We start from the raw sequence: 26,937 nt of genomic DNA, 5'->3' as shown, positions 1-26,937 counted from the left end.
TACCGTAACTGGTTGGGCCTAGTTCTTTGCTGCCCGTTTGATCTGAATTTGAATCGTGCCCTGATTATCACCTAGTTGGTCAGGGCTCTCGTTCACCTTCAGAAACAGCACACAGGGACCTTCCGGAAAGAGGGAAGTCCCCAGGCCGACTTCGTTGGCGGTAACCAGGGGCGTGATGGCTCCGCCGGGCCAGGGCTCGGCTCGGAGGGCTCCGACCAGTTGGCCGAGCGGTTTTCCTTTGTGGTAATGGATCGTCACGCCGTTGGGCTGGCACATCCACGGCTGGCCATCGTTGCGAATGACGTACTCGCCGCTGGCGGTCACCTCGAAGTTGCTGCTGCTGTCCAGCAGAATGCCGGTCGATTGCCAACCGCGATCGGCGCTGATCTCGGCGGTCATCACTTCGCCGCTAAAGGGAACCGGGTCGCGGTAGACGACTTCGTTCCGCTGCCAGTCGTAGCCATATTCGGCATTGGTGACGAACAGTTCCCAAGATTCGGCCAGTTGCGGCATGACGTCGCCCAGTTCGTTCAGCAGCCGTTCGCTGAAACCACCAGTCAAGCGAACCTGGGTGACCATGTCACGAAATGCCTCTTGTGACAGACTATGGTTATCCAAAAAGGCACACGCCCCCCAGCACCACGCGTAAGGGCGGTTCTGCAGAAAGGACTGCTGCGGCGTGCCCATGATCCGCGTGAGCGACAGCGCACTGCCCCCAGCGACTTCATCTTGAATGATCTTGATGCGCCCCCACATCGGGGTCGCGTCTTTGGATGGGGGCATCACGCGGGTGGCGAGCTGGCCGTTTTCCCAGCGGTGCGTCCCGAAGTGCTCGGCCATCCCTTCCATGTACCACGGAGGCCCCGCCCCACCCAGGAGGATCATCATGAACGCATGCGTTCCCTCATGGATGAGCAGGTGCCGGCGGTAGTAGTCGCTGGGCTGATCCAACAGCCAGACGGCGTCCCCCTGGTAGTAGCCGTGCAAAAACTCGGGCAGTGAATCGGGAAAGAGGCCTGCTTTGCGGAAGGTCTCTTTGTTGGACATCAACACCGCTTTGACCTTCCAGTCGTCGTTAGCGGCGGGATCGACGTGGAAGTACTCACACCACTGCGGATAAGCCGCGTCGAAGACGGTCGGCAACTCGTCGATCTCGTGCGAAGACGGCAGGTCGGTATAGATCGTGACGTGCTTCCCCTGGATGGCGCGGATGCCGTTGGCCTCGAGCTTGGCCGGATCGACCTCGAACTGCACTTCCGGCTCGATGCGACCAACCTTCAGGCGCTCGCGGAGTCCTTCCCCGCTGAAGAAGTTCGGCCCCAGGGAATCGGCCCCGCCGGAGGACGGCTTGCTGAAGCTCGCGCTGCCGGAACGCATTTTCGGGGGCTCTTTATTCGGCTCTGGCGGCTTCGCCTCGGCTGGCTTGGCCTGAGCGGTTTCCGCAGAGGGTGGCGCGGCGGCGGGCTTTGCCGTGGGCTCAGACGAACTACAACCTGGTAGCAGGAGTGCACCGACGATGAGGATAGCGAGCAGTCGGACCATGGGCCGCCTTTGTCCGAAGAGAAGACAAACAAACCAATTGGTGGTATTTTAGACGAAAATTGATTTCGCGTCTTTGTTGTTGTTCGCCCCCATGCAGGACCACACGTCCCCCGGAAAATCTGGTTTACCCAAAGCTCATGCGGCTTGTGCGTTGATTTGCTTCGCCGGCGCGGTGGCCTCGGGGCTCGATTGGCCTACGCCTGCCCCGCAGCATGCCTCGGTGATGATGCCGGCGCTGGTGATCTGGGGGATTGCTGTGGTCTATCAGTTTCTGCTGGCGGCTGGCCACCTGCGAACTTCGATTCTGGATCATCAGCACCTGTTCGGCAGCAGCCACTACGAACGCCAATCGGACGTGGGCTGGATGGTCGCCAACGTGGTGGTGCTGGTCGTGGTCGCGTTGTTTTTTGCCCAGCAATCGAACTCGATCCCCATCCTCACCGGCCAAACGACCACGCTGGTGGCCCTGTTCGTCACGAGCGCCATCTCGTTGGTCATTTGGGGCATTCGCTGGAAAATCACCCCTCGCAAGTCGAAAGCTGCTTCCTGAAATGCCTGCCCCAGCCCCGCGACGTCGTGCTGTCTCGCTCGTCCTGCTGTTATCGTGCGGACTGCTGCTGCCCGCTTGCCGACCTGCGGCTAAGAAGGAGGTCGTCGTCTACACGGCGCTCGATCAAGAGTTCTCGGAGGACCACTTCCATGCCTTTCGCGAACTGACCGGAGTGGCTGCGGTCCCCAAGTTCGATACCGAGGCCAACAAAACGGTCGGTCTGACCGAGGCAATCTTGGCCGAGAAGGACCGCCCGCGGTGCGATGTTTTCTGGAACAACGAAATCCTGAACACCTTGCGCCTGCAAAAGGCCGACCTGCTCGCGGCGTATCATCCTCAGCACGAGGACGAGTACCCGGCGGCGTTTCGTTCGGCCGATGGTTTCTGGTTCGGCTTCGCGGCCCGTGCTCGTATCTTGCTCGTGAACACCAATCTGCTGGCCGAAGGAGAACGGCCTGGCTCGGTCTTCGATCTGGCCGACGAGAAGTGGAAAGATAAGGGAGGCTACGCCAAGCCGCTCTTCGGCACGACCGCCACGCATGCGGCGGTGCTCTTCGAGGAGCTGGGGGACGAGAAAGCGAAAGATTTCTTCACCAAGCTGCAGACCAACGCCAAGATGTTTCCCGGCAACAAGCAAGTCGCCCAGGCCGTCTCTTCCGGCGAAATCGCGTTTGGCCTGACTGACACGGACGATGCCGTCGTCGAGATCCAATCGGGCCGCCCGGTGGCGATCGTCTATCCGGATCAAGGAGAAGGCCAGCTCGGAACGCTCTTCATTCCCAATACGCTGGCCATCATCAAGGGGGGACCGAATCCTGAAGCAGCGAAAAAGCTGGTCGACTACTTACTCTCGGCGGAAGTCGAAACCGCGCTGGCACGCGGGCCGAGTGCTCAGATTCCGTTGAACACGACGCTCGACATCCCGCTGCAGGTCGAATCCCCCAAGACGATCAAGCCAATGGAGGTCGACTGGGAGGCCGCCGTCGACCAATGGGATAGCGCCGCCGAGTTTCTTCGCGAGAAGATCCTCACGAACTAATGTTGGTTCAATTTTCGCAGACTGGGTAGAGACCTCAATGTTACCCACATTTCTACCACGCTAGCTCGTAATTCTTACAACGCCTGTCTTCGTTTTCTGCGGAATTGTGCTTGTTTTGCTTTTGGCATTCGGTGTGCACCCCGACCACCCAGCCATAGAAGTCGTGCCCGCACAGTGGGTCAAGACGATCACCAAAGTACGACAGCGCCCCAGTCCCCGAGCACCCAAGATCAATGCAACGACGATGACGCTTGAAGAGTTCGTCAAACACCTGGGCGGCCTGGGAGGTCACCTCGGCCGAAAATGCGACGGCCGCCCCGGCTGGCAAACCCTCTGGCGCGGATTGGAAAAACTCCTTCTGATCCTCCGCGGCTGTGAGATATTACGAACAAAATGTGGGTAACATTGAGGTCTCGACCCAGTCTACGGCACTGCGGTTCATTTCAGATTCACATGCTCACGAAGGCATGAGCATGGTCAAGTTGGATGATACACTAAAGTGCCCGGCGGTGGCGGCGACGGGGAGCCTTCTTGGGTGGCTCTTTCTTTTCTTCGGCCGGAGCAGTTCCGTCGGTATCGCGGGCATGCGTCGGACTCGTTTCGACCGACGTCTTCACGTACGGGTCGAACCCTTCGATTTCGTCACGAATCAACAGCTTGTCGATCCGCATCTCGATCCGCGTCAGCTGATTCCCTTCTTCCGGCGTCACGAAGGTATACGCGACCCCTTCCTTCCCCATGCGGCCGGTGCGTCCCACGCGGTGGACGTAGTCGTCGGAGTATTCCGGCACGTCGTAATTCACAATCAACGTCACGTCTGAGATGTCGATCCCGCGGCCTACCACGTCGGTGGCGATCAGGATGCGATACTTGTTCGCCTTGAAGTCGGAGATCGTGCGGTTGCGGGCTCCCTGGTGCATGTCGCCGTGGATGCAGCGGACCAGCTTGGTCTTCTTTTGCAGACGCTGGAAGAGCTTCTCGGTGCCGCGCTTGGTTCGGCAGAAGACGATGCACTTGGTCGGCTGCTCGCGGCGAAGCAGGCGGACCAGGAGTTCCATCTTCTTGGGCCCATCGACCGTGAAGTAGTGCTGCTCGATCGTGTCGGCCGAGATGTTCTTGGGAGAGAAGTCGACCTTCACCGGATCGCGCATATAGCGGTTGGCCAGGCGCTCGATCGGGGGAGGAACGGTGGCGCTCAGCAGCATCGTCTGGCGCTGTTCGGGGCAGCGGCGCAGAATCTTCTCGATGTCAGGCCGGAAACCAATGTCGAGCATGCGGTCGGCTTCGTCGAGCACGACTATGCTGAGGTAGTCGAGCGAGAGGGACCGCCGTGTCATGTGATCGATCACGCGGCCTGGCGTCCCGACGATGATGTCGGGGTTTCGCTTCAGCTTGTCCATCTGCCCCTTGATCGGCTTGCCGCCGTAGATGGCCACCGTTTGGATGCTCATCCCTTTGGATAGCTTGGCGATCTCGTCGCGAACCTGGACCGCCAACTCGCGGGTCGGCACCAGGATCAATGCGTGCGGCCCTTTGCCGGAAGGAAGGGTCTCGATGATCGGAATGCCGAACGCGGCCGTCTTGCCGGTACCGGTGCGGGCCTGACCGAGGATGTCTTTCCCTTCCAGGGCCAAGGGAATGACTCCGGCTTGGATGGGCGAGGGGACCTCGTAGCGGGCCTCTTTCAGCGCCGCGAGCATCTTTTCGGAAAGGTTGAGGTCGGTGAACTTCTTTTCTGGGGTATCTTCAGGGGTCGACAAGGTTGGGACCGTTTCTCTAAGTGGGACGTCGCCAGGAAGCAAGACGTCGTTGTTGTCGTCAGCGGTTTCTCGAGCAGGTCCAACCCATCTGAGCATGTCTTTCACTTGCCAGCCCCAAGGGGGCGACCGCTAAAAGCCAAAGGCTTTCACCTAGCGATCGCTCCGTCGGGGCCGACACTGGGGGCTACGATGACACTTGCTCGGAACGTTGACCAGCTGCTGCCGCAAGTTCTGCGTCAAAACAATAAGCCCTAACGATAATGTACAAACGGCGATAGGACAATCGAGCGGCCCCCTCGGAAGTCCTGTATGCGCAAACAAATAGGCCGAACCGCTGGCCCGTAGGACGCCTACGGGACAAAGGTTCGGCCTTTCTCGTCGTTATATGCCAGGCCGCCCCTGGGGGGGACCTCGTCGAAGAAAAACCAATGTCGGCCGAGTTGATGGCTCGGCCGTCAAGCCTTAGGTGGCTGGAGTTGCTGGAGCAGCAGGCTTCTTAGCGGCAGCCTTCTTGGTGGTCTTCTTCTTAGCGGTCTTCTTGGCGGCCTTCTTTGGCGAAGCTTTCTTCGCAGCAGCCTTCTTCACCGTCTTCTTAGCGGCCTTTTTAGGGGCAGCCTTCTTTGCAGCCTTTTTGACCGTCTTCTTAGCAGCCTTCTTAGGGGCAGCCTTTTTGGCAGGTGCTTTCTTGGCGGTCTTCTTTGGTGCAGCTTTCTTCTTGGTTGCCATCGTTCCGTGGGCTCCTCAAGATTCGATGCCCGGGGTTTTTAGAGAGGGCTTTCGGGGCATCACAAAAGTCCTCTCGAATCTGCATTGGCAGTTATGCCGAACTCCCACATACATGTGAGAGATTGAACATCCATTTTCATCCGTCCGAATGCATGGCAGATTCGATCGGGAGAACTTCGGCCAAGGCCGCTTCACCCCTGTTCGACTCGGCATCCTCGCGGGATTTTTCAAGCCGGAGTTTTTCATTTCGTCAACGCTTCAACGCGCCACCAAACTGCTTAAGCGACGTGAGGTGATGACTGAAAAACTACTTCTCGCAAATTGAATCAACTTTGCCTTTCTTTCGTCAAGGTGAATTATCGAACCTCGAATCGAATTTGTTCAGAAAAACTTCAACGCGAGCCGCTCAGTTCATGGAAATACTTTCGCGTAGTCATGCTCGATGAAGCGCCGCGAACCTTGGAAAGACGCGCTGGTGGTGGTCGCGATCAAGCACTTTGCCCTTTAGACTAGTAGATGGACCAAGTTGTTGTCCGCCGTTGTTCCATGCGAAAGTGAAGTCCATGTCGGATCGATTGAATGCCGCTCTCAGTGGCTGGCTGGAAGGAGATCAAACCCTCGCAGCACTGGTCTCGCACAAGGAAGCGCTGCAGTGGATTCTTAGCGCCGAAGAACTAGAAATCTCGGGGATTTTGCGGTTTTTAGAGTCGGTTCCACCCGAGATCACCGATCCTCAGCGGCGTTTTCTCGATCGTGTTTTGAACCTGTTGGCGATGCGGCTGCGCGGCGCAGAAGACCTCGAAGCGGACGACCTTCATCGCATCGCGACCGCGTACCGAAAGTGGGGCGCGACGCATCGCATGGGGCACTTGTTGCTCGCGCTGTTGTCGGCCACCGGCAGTGAAGCGGCGCTCCAGTTGTTTGCCGAGTTGGTCGTCGAACAACCACCTTCGAATTCCAACGCAGCGGCGATTGCTTTTGTTCCGCTTTTGCGTCAGGACGAACTTCCTACCGAGACACTTTTTCCAAAACTTCTTGAAGCGCTGTCGCATCTCTCGGTCGCGTCGCTCGTGTTGGACCTGGCCAACTACGTCACGCGACAAGGCATGGTCGCCAGGCATCCGGCATCTGACCGCGTCGAAGCGCTAGGAGAACTTTTCTCGGGCCTGGTCGCGCGACTCTCGAAGTTTGAATCGGAGCCACCCAAGGAAGCCAAGGACTTCGCCACCGCCAAGGTCGCCGTGACCGAAGCAACCTCGATTGCCCTGGCCATTTGCGACGCGTTCGCCCTCATTGGTGACGAGAAGGCAGTCGGTAAACTCAAGTCAGCATTAGACTTAAAGCATCGCAAACTAAAGGCCGACGCGGCCATCGCGCTGGCCAAACTGGGGAACGAAGAAGGGAAAGAGCTTTTGGTGGAACTGGCCGCTGAGCCGGTTTGTCGCCCGCGCGTGTTGGCCGTGGCGGAAGAACTCGACATGCTGGCCAAGATCCCGGCCGAGCATCAATCGGAGCAAGCCAAGGTCGAAGGAGAACTCGCCGCGTGGCTTTCGCTGGATACCCAGTTCGGCATGCCGCCGCACGAAGTGCACCAGGTCGACAGCCGAGAGTTGGGTTGGCCTGGGTTTGAAGAGACGCAGCGGTGTCACCTGATTCAGTACGCCTATCACATGCCTGGCGGAACGTTTCAGAGCGTGGGCATTGTGGGGCCCGTCACCCAAAGCTTCGCCGTCGACCTCACTTCCCTGCCGCTGCCAGATATCTACGCGGCCTTCGCCGGATGGCAGGCCGAGCATCCCGAGGTGTTCGAGCTGGAGCCGAACATGTGGCAGCCCAATCAACAAGAGTTGGCCAATAATCTTCTGCAGCGCGTCGCCAGCGAAGGGTACGAGACACCCCAACCGGCGATGCTGGGGTTCTTCTTTGGCGATGTGCGACTGATAGCAGCCACCCGCCGCGACGGCCAAGCCGGCACCGCGGTCGCCGATCTTCGCCAAACGACGTTCTACCCAGCAGGCGAAAGCCGACACCCCGTCGGCCCCCGCGAGGCCTATTACGTCCACGCCGGCCGCGAATATTTACAGGCTTTTAACGAGGACCGGCCTGAGTGGGTTTCCTTGCACGAGAGCTTGTCGGATCAGGAAGAAGCGGAGTAATTCGGATTCCCTCGCCCCTGTTGGGGCTTAGGAGATTTTGTCTTTACTCAGGCATGTTGAAGGAGCCAGACTGGTACCTGGTTCTTCAACCCTCACCCTAGCCCTCTCCCTTGGGAAGGGAGAGGGGACAGGATGAGTCTTAGCTGGTCACCTTTTTGATGCCTTCGCATAGGCGGTCGACGTTGGCTTCGCTGATGCCAGCCACGTTGATGCGCCCCGAACCGACGATGTAGATGCTCATTTCGCTGCGGAGCTGGTCGACCTGCATCTGATTGAGCCCCGAGAAGCTGAACATCCCCTTCTGCTGCTGGATGAAGGAGAAGTCCTGGTCGATGCCACAGGCCGAGATCTTATCGACGAACAGCTTGCGAATGCCGTTGATGCGGTCGCGCATGTGGGTCAGTTCGTCTTCCCACGTCGCACGCAGCGAATCATCGGTGAGAACGGTCTCGACGACCGCGGCACCGTGCGTGGGCGGGTTCGAGTAGTTCGAGCGGATCACCTTCTTCAACTGGCTGAGCACCGCCGTTGCTTCGGCTTCGCAGGTGGCAACCGCCGTCAGGGCACCGACGCGTTCGTTGTACAGGCCAAAGTTCTTGCTGAAGCTGCTGCAGATCAGCATCTCTTGCCCAGGTCGAGCGATCTCGCGAAGGCCGATGGCGTCTTCGGAAAGACCATCGCCGAAGCCCTGGTAGGCGAAGTCCAACAGCGGCAGCAGTTCCTTTTCCTGAATCAGATCGGCGATCGCTTTCCACTGCTGGGGCGTCGGATCGATGCCGGTCGGGTTGTGGCAACAGCCGTGCAAGAGGACGACGTCCCCCTTGGCGGCACCCTGCAACGCGCCGAGCATGCCTTCGAAATCGAGGCCGTTGGTCGCCTTATTGAAGTAGGGGTAGGTCTTCAGGCCGAGGCCAGCGGCGGTGAAGATGTTGGGATGGTTGGGCCAGGTAGGTTGGCTGAGCCACACCGACGCACCGGGAAAGCTATCGGCGATGAAGTCGCCAGCGACGCGTAGGGCACCCGTACCACCAGGCGACTGAACGGTGACCGCACGATTGGAGGTGATCACTTCGTGATCGGCACCAAACATCAGCTTGCGGACCGCGCTGTTGTAGCCAGCTCGGCCGTCGATCGGGAGGTAGCTCTTGGTGCTCTCCCCTTCCAGCAAACGCTTCTCGGCTTCCTTGACGCACTTCAGGACCGGCGTCACCCCTTGTTCGTCTTTGTAGACGCCCACGCTCAGGTTGATCTTCTCCGGGTTGGGATCGTTACGGAAGGCTTCGTTAAGACCCAGGATTGCGTCCGGGGGAGCCGTTTCGACGTGCTGGAACATAAACTTCCATTGGTAAGAAGGGGCTGAAGCAAACAAACGCGTTCATTTTACGAGATGCTGGTGGTGTCTGATAGTTCGCAATCGTGTCCGAAAAGTCCCAAACTAGGAAAAAATGCGGCGGATTCTTCGGTGACCCGCCCCTTTAACGGGGTGAATTTCCCGCCCAAACCGATCATAATGGTAAGCTTCACCCTTCCTCGCGATGCCTGCCTGGTTTGTTCCCACCCATAATTCGGAACCGGTCGTAGCGAAATGGTGAGCCTCATGGCGATGACGCTCACCCCGAACCAGGCCCAATGTTGGTATCGCGACGAATTGATTTTTCGCCTTTTGATTTGGAAAGAAACTTACCGATGGCAGGCTCGCGTACCGGGATCTGGCTGATTGGCGCTAAAGGCGGCGTCGCCACCACCACCATTGTTGGACTGCTCGCGCTGAAGAAGGGCCTGACCGAGACCGTCGGACTGGTCAGCGAACTAAAGCAGTTCGAACACCTGGATCTGGCCCAGTGGAATGACATCGTCATCGGCGGCCACGACATTCGCGACGTGAGCCTCTTGGACGAAGCGTACAAGATGGTCTTTGAGAGCCGTGCGATCGATGGCCGCCTGGTCGAGAAGATCAAAGACGACCTGACCGCGCTCGACGGGAACATCCACGACGGCACCCTGATCAACGCCGGCAAGAAGATCACCGAGTTCGCCCACGCCAAGCTGCAGTCACTTAAGGAAACGCCTCGGGAAGCAGTCGATCGCTTGAAGGGGCATATCACCGACTTCGCCACGTCCAACCGCCTGGACAATGTGGTGGTGGTGAACATCTCGTCGACCGAGCCCCCGGTCGATGGCGCGCAGTTCCCAAAAAGCTGGAAAGAACTCGAGCCGCAGCTTGCCTCCAACGATTGCAAGCTGCCAGCCAGTTCGCTGTATGGGATCGCCACCCTGGAACTGGGCTACGCATTCATCAACTTCACCCCTTCGCTGGGGACGGCGATCGATGCCCTGGACGACCTAGCCAAGTCGAAGGGGACCTGCCACATGGGGCACGACGGCAAGACAGGCGAAACGCTCCTCAAAAGCACGCTGGCCCCGATGTTCGCCAATCGTAACTTCAAAGTGATGAGCTGGGTCGGGCACAACATCTTCGGCAACATGGACGCCAAGGTGCTCGACGATCCCGAAAACAAGAAGACCAAAGCGGTCAGTAAGGATCGCCTGCTGAGCAAGATCTTCGGCTACACGCCGCAGACACTGGTCACCATCGAAAACATCGACAGCATGGGAGACTGGAAGACGGCCTGGGATCACATCCACTTCCAAGGCTTCCTGGGCACGCCGATGGTGATGCAGTTCATCTGGCAAGGGGCCGACTCGCTGCTGGCCGCCCCACTGGTGATCGACCTGGCCCGCTTCGCCGACCTGGCCCGCCGCTCAGGATGCACCGGCCTGCAAACGCAACTCTCGTGCTTCTTCAAGTCGCCCCTAGGGACGGAAGAGAACGACTTCGCGAAACAGTTCCAGATGCTGGAAGAGTGGACGGAAACGTTGAAAAGCTAGTGCCTGCGAAGCCCTGAAAGGGCGGCAGATAATAGCCAGGGGCGCAAGCCCAATGGCACATACTTGGAGGGCACGCTGACTCATCTTGTCCCCTCTCCACCGTCCTCGGGGGTGAGGGGGATTGACTGCGCTGCTCGCACCCTACCCGAGGTTGATGATACGAGACCTCTTCGACTTGTGGCTCCTCCTTGATTTCCGGTTCGCCGGTGGGCCTGGTTAACTGGTAGATCCCCCAGATCGAGAGCAGGCTCAGTAGCACCACCAGCAGCGCGTCCGGCTCGATGATCGAGTACTTCTTCTCGGCTCGGTACAGAATGCCCATCGTGGCGACGCACGTCAGCAAAATGACCGCGGCACCGGTCATCGCGTGCACGGGGCTGGCGTCGGCCAGCAGCGAGCCCTTGGTGTAGATCGCGTCGACCGGCAGCAGGATCGCGATGTTGAAGGTGTTGCTTCCCAGGATGTTGCCGATCGCCATGTCAGCCGCGCCGATCAGCACCGCGACGATCGTCGTGACGAACTCGGGCAGGCTGGTGGTCAGTGCCAACAGCGTGCTGCCGATGAACGTTCCGCCCAGGCCGGTGATTTCAGCAATGCGGTCGGCCGTCGGTGCCAGGTACGCCGCGGCGATGAAGATCACGACGGTGGTAGCCAGGTAGATCAAAATCGCGACGCCGAGGGACATGCCTGACTTTGCCGTCGGTTCTTCCTCGGGGCTTTGCTTCTCCTGTTCCAGCTTCGAGGCCATGTGTTGATCGAGATAGATCAACCGCACCGAAAAGATATAAAACACGCCGCACGCGATCGTTCCGATCCCCATGTGCCAGATGTGGAGGGGAATGCCGATCGCGTCCCGTTCCAGCAGCAGGAACAGCACCACGATCGCAATGAGCGCCATGCTGACCAGCGCCGATAATGCGTGCGCCGAAGAGATCGACGAGAACATCCGGGCCTTCGAGTGGAAGATCAAGTCGACGATCCCCAGAATCAACAGATTGAAGAGCGAGCTGCCCAGCACGTTGCCCAGCGTGAGGTCGACCCCTTGGGTGCTATCGGGCAAGCGAACCGCGTTGATGTTGATCGCGAACTCCGGCAAGCTGGTCGCCGCGGCAAGCAGGACCAGGCCGGCCAGCGAGGCACCCATGCCCGACTTTTCGCCTATGACGTCGGCCGCTTTGGCCATGAAATTGCCTGCGAAGACAATCACGATGGCCAGTCCCAGAAAGATCAAACTCAGCGTTGCCAGTTCGCCGCCCATGGTGCTCTATTCGTAGATGGGAAAGAAGGTGTTGAAGGCCGCTTCGCAAAAATGGCCTGGATCGTTGAAGCGGCGATTCTGATTCAAAGCCGACAGGCCGGACATCTGGTCTTTCGTCAGATCGAAGTCAAATATTGCCGCGTTTTCCTGCAAATGTTTTTCGCTGCTCGCCTTGGGAATAACGATCGTCCCCCGCTGCACCGCCCACCGCAGCAGTACCTGCCCCGGTGTCTTTCCTGTCTCCTTCGCAATACGTTGCACCACATCGTGATCCATCAACGAGTCGCTCTTTTCGGCCATGCCTAGCTGATAGTAGGAACTCGGACCGAAGGAAGAGAACGCGGTCACGGCGATGCCCTCTTGCGCGCACCAGCGCAGCAGCTTTTCTTGTGTCAGCCGTGGATGCAATTCGATTTGTAGCACGCTCGGGCGAATCTTCGCGTACGACAGCATGTCGCGAATGAGTGAGACGCCAAAGTTGCAGACGCCGATATTCTTGGCCAGACCCGCGTCGACCAGCGACTCCATCGCTTCCCACGTCTCGCGGATTGGAACGGCTTCGGTCACCATGCCAGGACTCTCTGCTTGCGGATCGTAGAACCACTCCGGTGGATAGCGATCTTCAAAGGGAACGAACTTCAATGCGATTGGAAAGTGAATCAGGTACAAGTCAATATAGTCGAGCCCTAGATCACTTAGCGTTTTCTCGCACGCCGGCTGGACGTGCTGCCGCGCGTGGTAGGTGTTCCACAGCTTAGAAGTGATCCACAGCTCTTCGCGCGTCGCGATCCCTTCGTCGACGATTCGCTTGAGTCCTTGGCCGACTTCCTTTTCGTTGCCGTAATCACACGCACAATCGAAGTGGCGGTAACCAGCTTGGGCCGCTGTGAAAATCACGTCGGCACACTGCGACTTGTCAATCTTCCACGTACCAAGCCCGAGCATGGGCATTTGGGAACCGGTGTTGAGCGTTTGTGTATTCATAGGAGGGGAGCCTGGGTGAAGGGATCGTAGAGCGTGGGCCACTATAACACAATCAAATGCCCCTGTCGGCGATCCATCGGCAAGGTTTCATACCGACGTAGCCTGGATGAGCCAGTTGTACCGGCAAATTGCGATGGGTGACCAGTTCCTCGGCCAGATCGGCCGCCCCGCAACAGGCCTCGATCGCCACGCGTTGCGGCGTGCCATGCTGCAACGCAAAGCGGGCAATCAAATCAGCCTCATTCCGCACCGACCGATTCGCCAGCGTCCGCCCTTCCGAATCCAAAACACACACCTGAACCGAATCCTGATGGTAATCAAGCCCGACGAAAGTTGGTAAACTAGACATCGCTCGTTGCTCCTTTTGGGTTTATGGGTTACTAACACACTCGTAGTAAACCCTAGGAGCAACGGGTCTTCATCCCTATCCAGAGAGATTCCTCTCTGGGCCATCCCGATCATTTCTCGCACGATCGGCGTAACAATCCTTCATATCGCGACGACTTTGCCGGGAAATGGCTCTCCGGCTTGCATCAGCGCGGTTTGCGAGCCAGAATCGTAATATCTCGCCCAAATTGCCAAAAACTCGAAAAGCGTCGCGCTCGTCGAGTGCGGCCCTTCCCGGTATCGACCCCATCGCTTAAGTCACACGACGAGGTAGCCCATGTTTGCCCGCATCGTTTTATCCGCTTGTTTCGCCGTTGTCGGCGTCGCTTATATCGCTCAGCCTGCGTATGCCATTCCGTTCTTCTGGGAAGTCTTCCATGAGAAGGTCGTCCCGGCGGATCCGAAGGAAGAACCGGCCAAGGCGTTCGCTGCCACCGCGACCGCGTCGAAGTGCAACGTGTGTCACATCGACGGCCAGAGCAAGAAGGAACGCAACGCCTACGGGGCGGCTCTCGACCAGTTGCTGGACAAGGCCAACTTCGGCAAAGAGCGTCTCGAAAAAGAAAAGGACAAAGCGACCGAAGAAGTGGTCGCCGCGCTCGAAAAAGTAAAGGCCATGAAGGTCAACAAGGAGGACGAGAAGTCCCCGACCTTCGCCGATAACATCACGGCCGGCAAGTTGCCTGCGGAGATCGCCAAGGCCGAGCCGATGCCAGAACCGAAACCGGAACCGATGCCAACTGAGTCAGCCGCGGAAGAAGGCAAAGGCCTGGTGCTCGATCAAGCGGCACTCGACAAGCTGAAGGCCGAGATCAAGAAGGAAGTCAAAGCAGAGCTTTCAACCGAACTTCGCAAAGGCCTGGCCGATGCGATCAAGACGCAGTTGCAGGTCATCGAAATCGTGAAGGCCCATCCGCTGGCTCCGGTTGACGACGCGACCGAAGAGGAAGCGATCAAACAGATCACGGCTCGTGGTGGCCGCGTGAATGTGCTGGCGCAAAACTCTGACGAGAAGGTCGTTTCGTTTCACCTGAGCGACAAGCCGATCGATGACGAAGCGTTGGCGCTGGTTCGTAAGCTGAGAAACGTGGTCGAGATCAATGCCCGGGGAACCAATATCACCGATGAAGGGGTGAAGCAGTTGGTCGGTTTGCCAAACCTACAGAAGCTGAACCTGGCCAAGACCGGCGTGACCGACGCCGCCCTGATTTACCTGGTGCCGCATACGAAACTGCAATATTTGAACCTGTACGGCACCAAGGTGACCGACCAGGGAATCGACGTCCTGGCCAACTTGACCAGCCTGAAGCATTTGTACCTGTGGCAAACCGGCGCGTCGCAGGAAGGTGCCGACGCATTGGAATCACAGCTGACCGGGCTGGAAGTAAACCTGGGCAGCTAACCCCTTTCCTGTCCCCTCGCCCTCGCAGGGAGAGGGGACATGAGCGCAATGGTCCTTGATGCTCGCACCTTAAACGATAAGCTGCTTAACCCTCTTCCGGATTCAATCTTGCGTACGCCTCATCCGCCCAAGGAGAATCAGGATTCAGCTCCAGGCACTTTTGCCAGTGACTAGCCGCTTCGCGCTGGCGGCCTAGTTCATCGAGCGTGCGGGCCAGGTGGTAGTGGGCATCGCAGTAGTCGTCGTAAACCTGGATGGCATCCCGCAGGGCAGAGACCGCTTCGACCAGTTGGCCTGTTTCGGCCAGTACACAGCCGAGGTTTGCCCTGGCCTCGATCATCTCGGGGTCGAGTTCGATCGCGGTGTGGTACCGCTCGATCGCTCCGTCTAAGTGCCCTGCCCGGTAAAGCAGTTCGGCCAGACGAAACGACCGCTCGGCACTCGCTCCGCCGATTGCCAGCGCGGATCGCAGGCAGCGGATGGCTTCTTCCAACTGCTCGTCGTCTTCGTAGTCAGCCGCGCGGGCGTCCCACTGTTCGGCTGATTCCGGCTCGTAGCTGGCGGGGTCGACGACGTTGAACTCGTCCGAGAAGTCGTCGTCGCGATCGAAGTCGAAACGCATCTGGCCGCCCGGTTCGACGAGCCCTTCCCCTTGCCGCAACAGGATGTCGCGACCTTCGACCATCACGGAAAGCTGCACCAGCGGACGCTGCACGTCCGGCAGGTATTCGGAAATCGCCGACAACTGACGTTCGATCCGATCAGGTGACAGGCCGGAAGCCAGCATCGCGGCCAACTGCTTGGCGGTGGCGACCTCTCGGTAGTCGAAGTAAGGGAGGCTGCGAACTTGCCGGGCCGGGATGATCAGCCCGCGACGATGCCAGCGGCGGATGATCGATTTGGAGACCCCCAGCAGGTCCGATAGCATCGCCGGCGTATAGAGCCGATGCAGTTTCTGGTGCGGCTCGATCAGGCCGAGCCACTGCCAGAGGGTCGTTTCGCTGATGAATTTGAGATCGCCGCCAGCCGCTTTTTCCTGCAATTCAGGCGAGATGCCCTGATCCCCCAGGCCGGTCAGATCGTTCTCGCCAAAGACGATGACGTCGACCCGCTCGTCGATCTTATCGCTAGGTGTGGCGTCGGCTTCGCGCAGGGCCGTGTAGACCTCGCGCCGCGTCATACCGGCCAGTTTGCCGACGATCGCGACGCGTTTGCCTGACAGATCGCCGGCTTCGTTCGATTTGGCCCAGTCCGTTGCCACGTGCCACCATCCCAGAATGCGGGCTGCCCCAGCAGGTCCCAAACGCGGGAAACAGCAACAGCAAACCCTTACGTTCTCATCGATTTAAGGTACTGTAACCGGGCCGGATAGACTAGGCCCGGCAGCGCCGTAACCTTGTTTCCTGGCACAAGATCGATTACCTATGAAGGCTCCCCAAACACTTTCCTGCTCGTGAGTTTGCCATGCCTCGGATCGGAATTCTCGTCATCTTGTTGACTATGACCTGGGTGGCTCGTGCCCAGGCCGAGAATAACTACAACGTGCTGTTCATCGCCGTGGATGACCTTCGGCCGGAGTTGGGCTGCTACGGCCGCTCGCCGACGGTAAGCCCCTCGCTCGATGAATTGGCGAAGCACTCGGTCGTTTTTCGCAATCATTTCGTTCAGGTTCCCACGTGCGGTGCTTCGCGGTATGCGCTGCTCACCGGACGCAGTCCGAGTAAGACCGGCGCGCTGGGGAACGAAGCGATGTATAGCGGCAAGACGGCTCTTTCCGGCGAGCAAATGCCGGGGGCGCAGTCTCTGCCGGAACTCTTTCGCCGCAGCGGCTATCACACCACGCTGATCGGCAAAGTCTCGCATACGGCTGATGGCAAGGTATACGCCTACAACGGCAAAGGGGACGGCCGCGACGAAGTGCCGCATGCCTGGGATGATCTAGCAACCCCCTACGGCCCGTGGAAGCGCGGCTGGGGGATTTTCTTCGCTTATGCCGATGGAAAGCATCGCGAGGATGGAGGCGGGCACTCGGACCTGATGGAGTTCACCGTAGAAAAAGACAACGAGCTTCCTGACGGTATGATGGCCGAGACCGCGATCGAAAAGCTCAAAGCGTATGGCAAGAGTGACGAGCGTTTCTTCATGGGGCTCGGGTTCTTCAAGCCGCACCTTCCGTTCGTGGCAACTCGGCAGGACTGGGAAGCGGTCGACGCGATGGACATCCAGCCGGCACCCCACGGCACCAAACCGGACACGGCTTACTGGCATACTTCGGGGGAGTTCTACAAATACAAGACCGATTACCCGAAGACCAACCCGCTGGCCAAAGAGGATCAGATCACCGCGCGCAAAGCGTACCTGGCCTGCGTTCGTTACACCGATCGGCAAATCGGCAAGGTCCTGGCGGCACTGAAAGAAACAGGCCTGGAAGATTCGACGATCGTCGTCGTGTGGGGAGATCATGGTTGGCACTTAGGTGAAAGTGCGCTGTGGGCCAAGCACGTTTCGCACGAGCGTGCCCTGAATAGTCCGCTGTTGGTCAAAGTGCCTGGCGTGACCGACCAGGGGAGAATGACCTCGGCCCTGGCCGAAACCTTGGACATCTATCCGACGCTCGTGCAGCTGTGCGATCCGAAGTTCAAGCAGACCGAACACCCGCTCGATGGCGTGAGCCTGGCATCGATCGTGCAGGGAACCGACGATAAGGTTCGCGACGTCGCGGTCAGTTACTGGCGGGGTAATCAGGTCAGCGTCCGAGACGATCAGTACCGACTGATCGTGCAGATGCAGAAGGGAACCCCACAGAAGATGGAACTGTACGACATTCGCGAAACGCCTGACCCGGTCGAGAACCTGGTCAGCGAGAAACCGGACGTCGTCTCCAAGTTACTCCACGCCGTGCAGGATGCCACACCGTAATGAAGTTACCCATCGATCTGCAGTTTCTGAGACGCCCCTTTGAACGCCGCACGCCGCCAGGCTCGGCACCGGGGACGGCATCGAAGCCGGAAGAGGAAGTTGCCAGTCGCATTCATGTGGTTGCATTCGGCCCGGACGAATTCGAGGAAGCCGAGATTGATACTGCCGACGAGGTTCGCGAATACCTGGGCAGCTACGACGTGACCTGGATTCACGTGCATGGGCTGGGCAATACCGAACAGCTGCGGCAACTGGCCGATTTGTTCGACCTGCATCCACTAGTCTACGAAGACATCCTGCATCCGCATCAACGAGCGAAGGCTGAAGAGTACGGCGACTATGCGTTCATTGTGGTGCGAATGGTCGAGATTCACCCCCATCTCGATACGCAGCAGTTGAGCATGGTGGTGGGGGAGAACTTTCTGTTGAGTATCGAGGAAGCCAGTGCCCAAGATCGCCTGGAACCGGTGCGCGAGCGGCTGCGGAAGCGGGTGGGCCGAATCCGGCAGATGAATGCCGATTATCTTTCGTACGCGCTGATGGACTCGGTGATCGATCACTACTTTCCGGTCGTCGAGTCGTTTGGCGATCGATTGGATCTGCTCGACGATCCCCTGGCGGCCGGCTATACCCACGACGTCATTCCCCAGATCCAGAAAATCAGTAGCGACCTGTTAACCATTCGCCGCAATCTGCTTCCGCATCGGGAAGCGATTCGCAATATGATGGGGGCTCGCTTCACACGGTATTCCGAAAACACGACCGTCTTCCTGCGCGATGCCGACGACCACACGTCGCAGCTTCTCGACGCGATCGATGCCTACCGCCAGATTTGCTCGGACATGCGCGACTTTCACTTCGCGCTGACCAGCCAACGGGCCAACGAGGTGATGAAGACGCTGACGATCATCGCCACGGTCTTCATCCCCCTTAGCTTCATCGCCGGCGTCTATGGAATGAATTTTCACGATATGCCGGAACTCAAATGGAAGTTCGGTTACGAATTTGCCTGGATCTTGATGCTCAGCGTGGCCGGAGGGCTCATGACGTGGTTCTATACCCGCGGCTGGTTTAAGGAATAAGCTGCCGACGCGTACCCATAATTAGCAGGGGTCTTTTATGAAAACAGAGTTAATCCACCCGTTGTTCCGCGTGAATACGCGTAAGTCTTTGGATTGAATTTCGGCTCACCTCTGTTGAGGGGGGTGAAAACCGATTAATCTGGGACGAGTCCTCGTCTTTGCGCAAGTTGTTGCGTTAGACTGGGAATAGCTCATCTGACGGCAAATGATTACCCAGGCCGCACCCAGCAAGGATAGAAAAGCTCCTCGATGGTAGCTCCGTGGAATACCGAGGCGATCGACTCGCAGTTCAAGGTCGTAACGCCTGAAAACATCGCGTTCAACTACCAGGTCGCCGGACCATTCCGTCGCTTGCTTGCGTTTTTATTGGATTTGGCCATTCGCGGTGCGGTGATTCTGGCCTTCTTTATCGCGCTGAGTTGTGCGGGGCTCGGCAGTGTTTTCGTCAACGCTGGGCTCGAAGATCTGATGTTCGCCCTGATGACCTTGGCGGCGTTCTTCTTCAACTGGTTCTACATGGCCGCGTTCGAGTATTGGTGGAACGGCACCACGCCGGGCAAGTGGCTGTTGAACCTCCGCGTGACCACCGACGAAGGGGAACCGATCAACCTGTTTCAGTCCGCCGTGCGAAACCTGTTTCGCTATGTCGATATGTGGCCGATGGTCCCCCTCCCTTTCGCCGTGATGCGCGAAGAGATGACGCCGGAGCCGGTCGTGGTTACTTTTCTGTTCGCGCTGATCGTCCCCATTTTTAATCAACGCTTTCAACGAATCGGCGACCTGATCGCCGGGACGATGGTCGTGATCGAGGACCGTTCCTGGCTGATGAAGATCGCCAAGATCGAAGACGACCGAGCACGTCTGCTGGCCGATTATATTCCCCTGAACTTCGTCGCTCCGCGGAGCATGGTCAAAGCGGTCGCGACCTACGTCGAGCGGCGGCGCTACTTCACGACCGCGCGGCGGCGTGAGATCGCGCGGCATCTGGCCGAACCGCTGCTGGATAAGTTTGGCCTGCCGGCCGACACCAGCTACGATTTACTGCTGTGCGCGCTGTATTATCGAACGTTCCTCTCGAAGCATTCGGCCGACGGAACGAAAGAGGATTCGCAGCTGGTGGGGGATGGAACGACGCGAGAGCATTCCAACCCTTACCTGGCGACGGCTAGCGTAAAGGTCGGAGCGGAATCGAAGTAAAGGAATCATTGCGGTGAAAGTTGCTCAACTGATCGAAAAACGACGCGTTTACTGGCAAGAGCTGGAGAATCTTTGCGCTCAGATGTCCAGCTCGCGCAAGAAGACGATCGGGGCCCGCAACATCGCTCGGTTCGCCACGCTGTACCGTGCGGCTTGTGCCGACCTGGCTTTGGCCGATAGCTATCAGCTGCCACCCAACATCGTCGATTACTTGCACAAACTGGTTGGCCGGGCCCATGGCCAGCTGTACCGCAGCCGCCGCGTCGATTGGTCGAAGATTGGGGACATCCTGTTTCGGCAAATCCCGCGCGAGATCTTCCAGGATCGATGCGTTCAGCTGACGTTCTGGCTGTTCTGGATGGTCTTTCTGCTGGCCGGTTTCATGGCGGCCAACCCCGATCGTTTTCCGAATTTCGCCGCCGATATCGTCGGAGCCGAAAACATCGACATGTACGAACAGATGTATGCCGAAGCCCCCAGCTCGCGCAACAACGGCCCGACCGCCTCAGGTGCCGCGTTCTACGTGAATCACAACACGGGCATCGGCATCAAATGCTTCGTCGTGGGGATCACCGTGATCGGCGGCATTTGCGTGCTGCTGTACAATGCCGCGGTCTTGGGGGCCACGTTTGGACACATGGCCAGTCCCAATGTTTCGGAAGAGGTGAGCCAGCACTTTTTCGAGTTCGTCACGGCCCACGGTCCCTTCGAGTTGACGGCCATCGTGCTGGCGGCCGGGGCTGGCCTGCGCATCGGATTTTCGCTGATCAGCCCTTACCATAAAGAAGAATCGCTCCAGCCCGACGAACTACCCGAAGGGGAAGAAAGCCTGTTCGATAAGTCTCGCCGGGTCGCGTACGAACGAATCGACTCGCTGCGGATTGGCGCTAAGCGAGCCCTGCCTATCATGGGTGCTTCGGCGATCCTCTTCATTTTGGCGGCGATGATCGAAGCATGGATCTCCCCTTCCCCCCTGCCTGAGCAAGCGAAGCAGGTCGTGGCTATCTTTTGCAGTGGTCTGCTGATGGTCTACTTCATCGTGCTCGGCTATCCGCGAAGGGAATCCGATGCAGCTTGATAAGACACGCATTGCCATCCGCGAACGAGAACTGCTGGAGATCTACGATCTGGCGCTCATCGTGATGCGCGTTTACTGGTGGAAGATTCTACAGGCCCTGGCAATCACGGCGGTGCCACTCACACTGATCAACGCGGGCCTGTTGTGGGTGATGGAACCGGATCTGGTCGTGAACGAAACGGCTGGTTGGTTCATCTACTACATGATTACCCTTATCTTCCTGGAAGCGCCCCTGGCAGGTCTGCCGATCACTCTGCTTTTGGGCGATGCCTTGTTCCACGACAAACCGAATTGGCGGAGAATGTGCACCGGTCTCTGGCCGGTCGTTCCGCGCATCTTCTGGATCATCGTCGTGCTAAGGGCCATCTTGCCCGGCATGGTCCTGGCGTTCATTGGTTCGTTTGCAGAAAACTACTTCGCCGCCACCATGATGTTCTTCGTCTGCTGCTACGCGGCAATCCTCCGCGCCGTGCGACCTTACATTGGCGAGATCCTGATCCTGGAAAAGAATCCGGTCTTCTCGCGGCAGAAGGATGCCATCACCGTTGGCCGCCGCAGTTCGGCCTTGCATCAACCCAACTTCGGCGACCTGGTCATCCGCGCGATGGCCTCGAGCATCAGTGTTTTGCTGGCGGCCAGTATCGTCATGAATGTCTTTGGACTCCGGGGCTACGTCTTCGGTCAGTGGAACTGGGACGACATGTTCCTGTTCATCTGGTTCCCCCTGGCCTTATGGCTGGTGGTCGCATTCATGACCGTCGTGCGATTTTTGTGTTACCTGGACCTCCGCATCCGCCGCGAAGGATGGGAAGTCGAACTCGTTCTGCGGGCCGAAGCATCACGTCTGAAGGAGGTCGCCGGATGACGCGAGGCCTTCTCGGAAAACTCGGTACGATGTGCCTGTTGCTGTCGCTTGCGCTACTGCCTCAGGCATATGCTCAGGAGTGGGATGACTTCGGCACCGGCACGCGTTCGATCCAACAACCGGTCGAACAAGGACGCGAGGCGCTGGCCAGTATTCCCCAGGCCAACTGGTACGACAGCGAGTCGGACGAGGTGCGTACCATTCCGGTGCCTGGCGAAACGAAGATGCCCAACACGCGGCCAGGCACTGCCAAAAAGAAGAAGCCAGCCGCCGCGCCGGCAGCCCCTGTAAACTGGAATTTCCCCAACCTGGGCGGACTGTCGCTGTTCTCGATTTTGATGTACTCGATCTTGATCATCGTGCTTGGTTTCATCACGTACCTGATCTACCGTGCCGTTAGCTCGGGCGGTGCGGCCGCGACCAGTTCGTACGTGCCTCAGCAGCACGAGGATGAGAAGTCGAGCCAGGTCGACCGCGTCGAACATCTTCCCTTTGAGGTCAAGAAGAAGGACGGCAACCTGTTGGACGAGGCCCGTCGCTGTTACGAGTCGGGTAATTTCAACGAAGCAATCGTTTACCTGTTCAGCTTCCAGCTGCTGGAACTCGACAAGGGACACATCATTCGCCTGGCCAAGGGAAAGACCAACGGCCAGTACCTGCGCGAAGCAGGCCGCAACCGCGACCTGCGGAAGATTCTGCAAGGGACCATGAACGCGTTCGAGGACGTCTTCTTTGGCAATCGCAATTTGACGCGCGACCGCTTCGAGCGATGCTGGAACGAGATGACCCAGTTCAATCAGCATTTGGCGGGAGGTGGCGTATGAACGGCACACGCTCTTTCCGAACGATCGTCCTGCTAATGCTGATGGCCTGTACGATTATGGTTGGCTGCGGCAAGCCGAACGACAAACTCCGCACGGCCTACGGCAAGCGAACCGGCAACGAAGCTGGCAGCGTCAACGGCACCAAGGGGCTGTCCGAGATGTTCCGCGAGGCAGGCTACTACGTGCGCAGCTACAGCGTCGTCTCGCCGAGCATGCTGCGGCACGACGTGATCGTCTGGTTCCCCAATAACTTCGACGGTCCAACGCCCGAGTTTCGTGATACGATTTTGAAATGGCTGCAGGAAGAAGAAGGTCGCACGTTCGTCTACGTGGGACGCGACTTCGATGCATCCATCCAGTACTGGGGAGACGTCCTTGACAAGGTCGACCCCGCTGAAAAGCTCGACGTGATGCGGCAGCGGAGCCTGGCGATCGAATCGTTCGACCAACTGCGAAACTATCAAACGGCCAAAGCGGATTACACCTTTTACAAGATCGAACGGGACGCCCCGCGGCGAATTGCCAGGTCGCTCAGTGGCCCCTGGGCCGAGGGAGTCGACGCGACGAAAACCCAGATCGAACTCCGATCGCGGATGATCCCGGCCGACGAAGACTCGATCTACGAAGGCTTCAATTCAATAGACGGCGAGTCGGTCCCGGTTCACCTGGTGGAAGATACTGAAATCTTGCTGGGAACCGGTAACGAAGCGATCGTTGCTCGGCTGGGCAGCGATTACAGCGACAACCAAGTCATCCTGGTCAACAATGGTTGTTTCCTGTTGAATCTTCCCCTGGTCAATCCCGAGCACCGCAAGCTGGCGGCCAAGCTGGTGAACCAGTGCGATCAGTCGTACTATCCCCCGGAGAGCGTGGCCTTCCTGGAAACCGAAGCGGGCGTTCGCATCATGAATGCGGACCAATCGACCGACGGTAACAGTGGCTGGGAATGGCTCTCGAAATGGCCGCTGAACTTGGTGGGCCTGCAGATGGCGTGGTGGCTGATCGTTCTCTGCTTTGCGTTGTATCCCATTTTCGGCCGTGCCAAACGATTGCCATCGGCCGAGACGTCCGACTTCAAGAAGCATATCGATTCCGTGGGCGACCTGCTGCAGGCAACCGATGATCACGGTTACGCTCAGCTGCGCGTCCAGCAATATCATCAAGCAATGAAAGGAGACACCGTCTACCGTCGATCGAAGGTACGTCGAGGCGATGGGAAGTAAGCCCTCCCCCTCGATCACGAAACCCGACCGCAAATCGACAAGACGGCGTGCATTACGATAAGCGAGCATCCATGAGTAGTTCCCCCCCTGATATTATCGAATTTCCTTGTAGCGGCTGCGGCAAGAAACTGCGTGTCGGCCCGGAAGCTGCCGGTAAGAAGGCACGCTGTCCGCAGTGCGACAACGTACAGGTCGTTCCCGCTTCCAGCGAAGCCAACGGGACGAGCCAGGTGGTAGGTCCATTTCCGCCCGAACCAGCGCCCGCTCCGCCACCGGAACCTGAACGGCCAATTGGCACGCTGGGGGACGATCTGTTCTCCAGCAGCGAGTCACCTGCTCAGCAGCCTGCCTCTCAGCCCCCGGCCCAAACAACGCCGCAGCCGACGTCGCCCTCCCAACCGATGCGTGCGAGCAGCACCACGCTGCAAGGTCATCACACGGATGACTCTGCTTTCTCCGAGACGCGCCACCTTTTCCAAAGCATCACCGATGAGATCTCGAAGATCTACGTGGGGCAGGAAGAGCTGGTACTCGGTACGCTAGTCGCGCTGTTCAGCGGCGGGCACGTGCTGATCGAGAGTGCTCCCGGTCTCGGGAAGACCCTTTTCGTGCGAACGCTCGGCCGGGTGCTGGGGTGCGACTTCGGACGCGTGCAGTTCACGGCCGACTTGATGCCTTCGGACATCACCGGTGCCCCCTTCTTCGACATGAAGTCGAACGAATTCCGCTTCCGTCCTGGTCCGATCTTCACGCAGCTGCTGCTGGCCGACGAAATCAACCGTTCGCCTGCCAAGACGCACGCAGCCCTGTTGGAGGTGATGCAGGAATTCCGCGTGACGATCGACGGCACAAGCCACAAGATCGATCGCCCGTTCCTGGTGATGGCGACGCAAAACCCGATCGAGTCGGAAGGAACGTACAACCTGCCGGAAGCCCAGCTCGACCGCTTCATGTTCAAGCTGAATCTCGACTATCCCAGCGAACTGGAAGAAGCGGAAATCTTGAAGCAGCACAGCCAGCAGGTCGACATCAACAAGCGACTGGAAGAAGAACTGGAGGTGATCACTTCGCCGGCGAAGATCATGGAAGTCACCAAGCAGAACGGCGACGTGCTGATCGCCGACAAGCTGATCGACTACATCAATCAGATCGTGCGACTGACGCGAACCTGGCCGCAGTTTCACTTGGGGGCATCTCCCCGAGCCGGGATTACGCTCATGCAGGGGGCCCGTACCTTGGCTGCTTTCAATGGTCGTGACTACGCGGTGCCAGACGACGTGGTTCAGATTGCGTTGCCGGCGTTGCGTCACCGCGTCGTCCTTTCCGCCGAAGCCGAAGTGGAAGGACACACGGCCGATGAACTGCTGACCGAACTGATCCGCACGATCGAGGTACCGCGTCTGTGATCTCGTTCCTGCAAGACTTTTTCGTCGGGCTTTGGAATAACGTCCTCACCCAGCCCATGATGCAATTGGTGGCCATGGTCCTTCCCTTGGCCATCCTTGCTCGTTGGATGCGGACGACGCCCACGATCTGGCTGGCCCTGAGCTTCGCGGCGCTGATGCCGGTGCCGGTGATAGCCATTTTGCTGGCTGACGCCGGTAGCTTGATGGGTCCGATCGTCTTTCTGCTGATACTTGCCCTGGCGGTGGGCATTTTTTCGTTCGTTCAGTTTCTCGCTCATTCCCTGGGGTGGGAGCGTTTTCAAGCCAAGTTTCTCCCACTATCGGCACGCGTATGGCTGGGGATGACGTTCGTCGCGGCGCTGGCCATCTGCGTGTTGTTCGCCTTCGCCGCGGTAGGCAACTCGCTGGCATGGGTTGCCTGGACGCTACTGGGCTTGAACCTCGCTATTGCGGCAATCGCCGCGATTGACCTGGCGAGCCTGCCTGGCGCGAAGCACTTTTTGGTTGAGCGCGAAACGAGCCGCATTGCGTCCCTTCTGAAGAAGCAAAAGGTGATCCTGACGATCACCTACAAGGGCCCCCTGAATCTTCACTTGTCCGTTCGCGACGACGTTCCGCAGCAGTTTCTGGCCGTACCGGAAGAGTTCAACCTGGACGTCGAACCACGCAGCCGCACGACCGTGCACTACGAAATGGAACCGACCCAGCGCGGGTCGTTCTCGATGGATACGGTATTCATCAAGGTCGACAGCAAGCTTCGCTTCTGGAAGAAGATCGTCAAGGTCCCGGCGCACGTTGCCATCAGTGTCTATCCCGACATGAAGCAATTGGCCGAGTACGCACTGTTGGCCCGTACGAATCGCTTGAGCCTGGTCGGCGTGCGGCGTACGCGAAAGGTCGGCCAGGATCATGACTTCGAGCGTCTGCGTGACTACACCCGAGACGACAACTACAAGCATATCGACTGGCGGAGCACGGCCCGGCGTCGGCGTTTGACGGTTCGCGAGTTTCAAACCAGTCAGAGCCAGCGGATCATGTTCATGATCGACTGCGGGCGAATGATGACCAACGAAGCAGACGGCATCAGCCTGTTGGACCACGCATTCAACGCGATGCTGATGCTGAGCTTCGTTGCCCTGCGGCAGGGAGACTCGGTCGGGGCGATCGCGTTTTCCGATCGCGTGCACAAGTACGTGCCGCCGAAGTCGGGCGCCAACCAGATGAATCATCTGCTGCATGCCAGCTACGATCAATTTCCGCAGCTGGTCGAGTCTCGCTACGACGAAGCGTTCATGCACCTGCGGACCAATTGCCGAAAGCGATCGCTGGTGGTCTTGATCACCAACGTTATCGACGAGGTCAACTCGCATCAGATCGAGCAGTACCTGACGACCCTCGTCGGTAGGCACTTGCCCCTGGGCGTGCTGCTGCGAGACCATCGCTTGTTCGACGCCGCCGAGAACGAGAAGCCATATGGGCCTGACTTGTTTCGAGCCGCGGCTGCCGCCGAAATCCTTACCTGGCGGCATCATGTGCTGACCGACCTCAGCCACAAAGGGGTGCTGGCCCTAGACGTCTTCCCAGAAGACCTGACCGCCAACCTGGTAAATCAGTACCTCGAGATCAAAGCGCGGCACCTGCTTTAACGCA

23 protein-coding genes are annotated in these 26,937 nt (G+C 58.5%); 15 read left to right on the top strand and 8 right to left on the bottom strand.

Annotation, left to right across the window (positions count from 1 at the left end; all coding sequences use genetic code 11):
* Positions 1 to 18: 18 nt before the first annotated feature.
* A complete protein-coding gene (locus Pan97_RS00725) occupies positions 19 to 1,542 on the bottom strand; it encodes a hypothetical protein (protein ID WP_144969805.1) in 1,524 nt (507 codons plus the stop codon).
* Between the two features lie 73 nt (positions 1,543 to 1,615).
* On the opposite strand from Pan97_RS00725, the gene Pan97_RS00720 reads away from it, so the two are divergent.
* From Pan97_RS00720 to Pan97_RS00710, 3 genes are all read left to right on the top strand, one after another.
* Entirely contained in the window at positions 1,616 to 2,092 is a 477-nt protein-coding gene (locus Pan97_RS00720; protein ID WP_144969803.1) for a hypothetical protein, read from the top strand.
* A gap of 1 nt (position 2,093) precedes the next feature.
* Complete coding sequence (locus tag Pan97_RS00715; protein ID WP_144969801.1) at positions 2,094 to 3,131, top strand: extracellular solute-binding protein; 1,038 nt, start codon at positions 2,094 to 2,096, stop codon at positions 3,129 to 3,131.
* A 163-nt stretch (positions 3,132 to 3,294) separates the two neighbouring features.
* Positions 3,295 to 3,534 (top strand): IS4 family transposase, encoded by a 240-nt coding sequence (locus tag Pan97_RS00710; RefSeq protein ID WP_165698545.1) that lies wholly within the window; start codon positions 3,295 to 3,297, stop codon positions 3,532 to 3,534.
* 91 nt (positions 3,535 to 3,625) lie between these two features.
* Here the strand turns inward: Pan97_RS00710 and Pan97_RS00705 are convergent, their stop codons facing one another.
* Positions 3,626 to 4,987: a DEAD/DEAH box helicase gene (locus tag Pan97_RS00705; RefSeq protein ID WP_144969799.1), complete on the bottom strand. Its 1,362-nt coding sequence runs from the start codon at positions 4,985 to 4,987 to the stop codon at positions 3,626 to 3,628.
* Positions 4,988 to 5,353: 366 nt separating this feature from the next.
* Positions 5,354 to 5,617, bottom strand: coding sequence for an RNA polymerase subunit sigma (locus Pan97_RS00700; RefSeq protein WP_144969797.1), 264 nt, complete (start codon positions 5,615 to 5,617; stop codon positions 5,354 to 5,356).
* Between the two features lie 563 nt (positions 5,618 to 6,180).
* Between Pan97_RS00700 and Pan97_RS00695 the strand changes: the two genes are divergently transcribed.
* Positions 6,181 to 7,773 (top strand): hypothetical protein, encoded by a 1,593-nt coding sequence (locus tag Pan97_RS00695; RefSeq protein ID WP_144969795.1) that lies wholly within the window; start codon positions 6,181 to 6,183, stop codon positions 7,771 to 7,773.
* A 139-nt stretch (positions 7,774 to 7,912) separates the two neighbouring features.
* On the opposite strand, the gene Pan97_RS00690 is transcribed toward Pan97_RS00695, so the two are convergent.
* A complete protein-coding gene (locus tag Pan97_RS00690) occupies positions 7,913 to 9,106 on the bottom strand; it encodes an amino acid aminotransferase (RefSeq protein WP_144969793.1) in 1,194 nt (397 codons plus the stop codon).
* Positions 9,107 to 9,459: 353 nt separating this feature from the next.
* Between Pan97_RS00690 and Pan97_RS00685 the strand changes: the two genes are divergently transcribed.
* Positions 9,460 to 10,662 (top strand): inositol-3-phosphate synthase, encoded by a 1,203-nt coding sequence (locus tag Pan97_RS00685; protein WP_144969791.1) that lies wholly within the window; start codon positions 9,460 to 9,462, stop codon positions 10,660 to 10,662.
* On the opposite strand, the gene Pan97_RS00680 is transcribed toward Pan97_RS00685, so the two are convergent.
* Genes Pan97_RS00680 through Pan97_RS00670 form a run of 3 tightly spaced genes read right to left on the bottom strand, consistent with a single transcriptional unit; the run spans position 10,577 to position 13,253 of the window.
* Positions 10,577 to 11,920, bottom strand: a complete 1,344-nt coding sequence (locus tag Pan97_RS00680; protein ID WP_144969789.1) for a sodium:calcium antiporter — start codon at positions 11,918 to 11,920, stop codon at positions 10,577 to 10,579. The two genes, Pan97_RS00685 and Pan97_RS00680, sit on opposite strands and share 86 nt — an antisense overlap.
* Positions 11,921 to 11,926: 6 nt before the next feature.
* Entirely contained in the window at positions 11,927 to 12,904 is a 978-nt protein-coding gene (locus Pan97_RS00675) for an aldo/keto reductase (protein WP_144969787.1), read from the bottom strand.
* 52 nt (positions 12,905 to 12,956) lie between these two features.
* Positions 12,957 to 13,253 (bottom strand): IS110 family transposase, encoded by a 297-nt coding sequence (locus Pan97_RS00670; RefSeq protein WP_144969785.1) that lies wholly within the window; start codon positions 13,251 to 13,253, stop codon positions 12,957 to 12,959.
* Positions 13,254 to 13,568: 315 nt separating this feature from the next.
* Here Pan97_RS00670 and Pan97_RS00665 point away from each other — a divergent pair, with 315 nt between their 5' ends.
* Positions 13,569 to 14,693 carry a hypothetical protein gene (locus Pan97_RS00665; protein ID WP_144969783.1) on the top strand — a complete coding sequence of 375 codons (1,125 nt, stop codon included), beginning with the start codon at positions 13,569 to 13,571 and terminating at the stop codon, positions 14,691 to 14,693.
* 85 nt (positions 14,694 to 14,778) lie between these two features.
* Here the strand turns inward: Pan97_RS00665 and Pan97_RS00660 are convergent, their stop codons facing one another.
* Positions 14,779 to 15,954: a tetratricopeptide repeat protein gene (locus tag Pan97_RS00660; protein ID WP_144969781.1), complete on the bottom strand. Its 1,176-nt coding sequence runs from the start codon at positions 15,952 to 15,954 to the stop codon at positions 14,779 to 14,781.
* A gap of 203 nt (positions 15,955 to 16,157) precedes the next feature.
* On the opposite strand from Pan97_RS00660, the gene Pan97_RS00655 reads away from it, so the two are divergent.
* From Pan97_RS00655 to Pan97_RS00615, 9 genes are all read left to right on the top strand, one after another.
* On the top strand, positions 16,158 to 17,612 hold the full coding sequence (locus Pan97_RS00655) for a sulfatase (protein WP_144969779.1): 1,455 nt from the start codon (positions 16,158 to 16,160) through the stop codon (positions 17,610 to 17,612).
* Positions 17,612 to 18,694 (top strand): magnesium/cobalt transporter CorA, encoded by a 1,083-nt coding sequence (gene corA, locus Pan97_RS00650; RefSeq protein WP_144969777.1) that lies wholly within the window; start codon positions 17,612 to 17,614, stop codon positions 18,692 to 18,694. Before Pan97_RS00655 ends, corA begins: the two co-directional genes overlap by 1 nt.
* A gap of 249 nt (positions 18,695 to 18,943) precedes the next feature.
* Complete coding sequence (locus Pan97_RS00645; RefSeq protein ID WP_144969775.1) at positions 18,944 to 19,891, top strand: RDD family protein; 948 nt, start codon at positions 18,944 to 18,946, stop codon at positions 19,889 to 19,891.
* A gap of 13 nt (positions 19,892 to 19,904) precedes the next feature.
* Positions 19,905 to 20,969, top strand: a complete 1,065-nt coding sequence (locus Pan97_RS00640) for a stage II sporulation protein M (protein WP_144969773.1) — start codon at positions 19,905 to 19,907, stop codon at positions 20,967 to 20,969.
* Positions 20,959 to 21,834, top strand: a complete 876-nt coding sequence (locus tag Pan97_RS00635; RefSeq protein ID WP_144969771.1) for a hypothetical protein — start codon at positions 20,959 to 20,961, stop codon at positions 21,832 to 21,834. The genes Pan97_RS00640 and Pan97_RS00635 overlap by 11 nt, the downstream gene beginning before the upstream one ends.
* A complete protein-coding gene (locus Pan97_RS00630) occupies positions 21,831 to 22,658 on the top strand; it encodes a DUF4129 domain-containing protein (RefSeq protein WP_144969769.1) in 828 nt (275 codons plus the stop codon). Before Pan97_RS00635 ends, Pan97_RS00630 begins: the two co-directional genes overlap by 4 nt.
* A complete protein-coding gene (locus Pan97_RS00625; protein ID WP_144969767.1) occupies positions 22,655 to 23,881 on the top strand; it encodes a DUF4350 domain-containing protein in 1,227 nt (408 codons plus the stop codon). Before Pan97_RS00630 ends, Pan97_RS00625 begins: the two co-directional genes overlap by 4 nt.
* Before the next feature lie 71 nt (positions 23,882 to 23,952).
* Complete coding sequence (locus tag Pan97_RS00620; protein WP_241676346.1) at positions 23,953 to 25,287, top strand: AAA family ATPase; 1,335 nt, start codon at positions 23,953 to 23,955, stop codon at positions 25,285 to 25,287.
* On the top strand, positions 25,284 to 26,933 hold the full coding sequence (locus Pan97_RS00615; RefSeq protein WP_196782231.1) for a DUF58 domain-containing protein: 1,650 nt from the start codon (positions 25,284 to 25,286) through the stop codon (positions 26,931 to 26,933). Before Pan97_RS00620 ends, Pan97_RS00615 begins: the two co-directional genes overlap by 4 nt.
* Positions 26,934 to 26,937: the final 4 nt, after the last annotated feature.

The sequence above is a fragment of the Bremerella volcania genome (genome assembly GCF_007748115.1).
In the GTDB taxonomy this organism is placed as follows: domain Bacteria; phylum Planctomycetota; class Planctomycetia; order Pirellulales; family Pirellulaceae; genus Bremerella; species Bremerella volcania.
The sequence above is the reverse complement of the archived record's forward strand: the minus strand, read 5'-3'. Positions and strand labels throughout refer to the sequence as shown.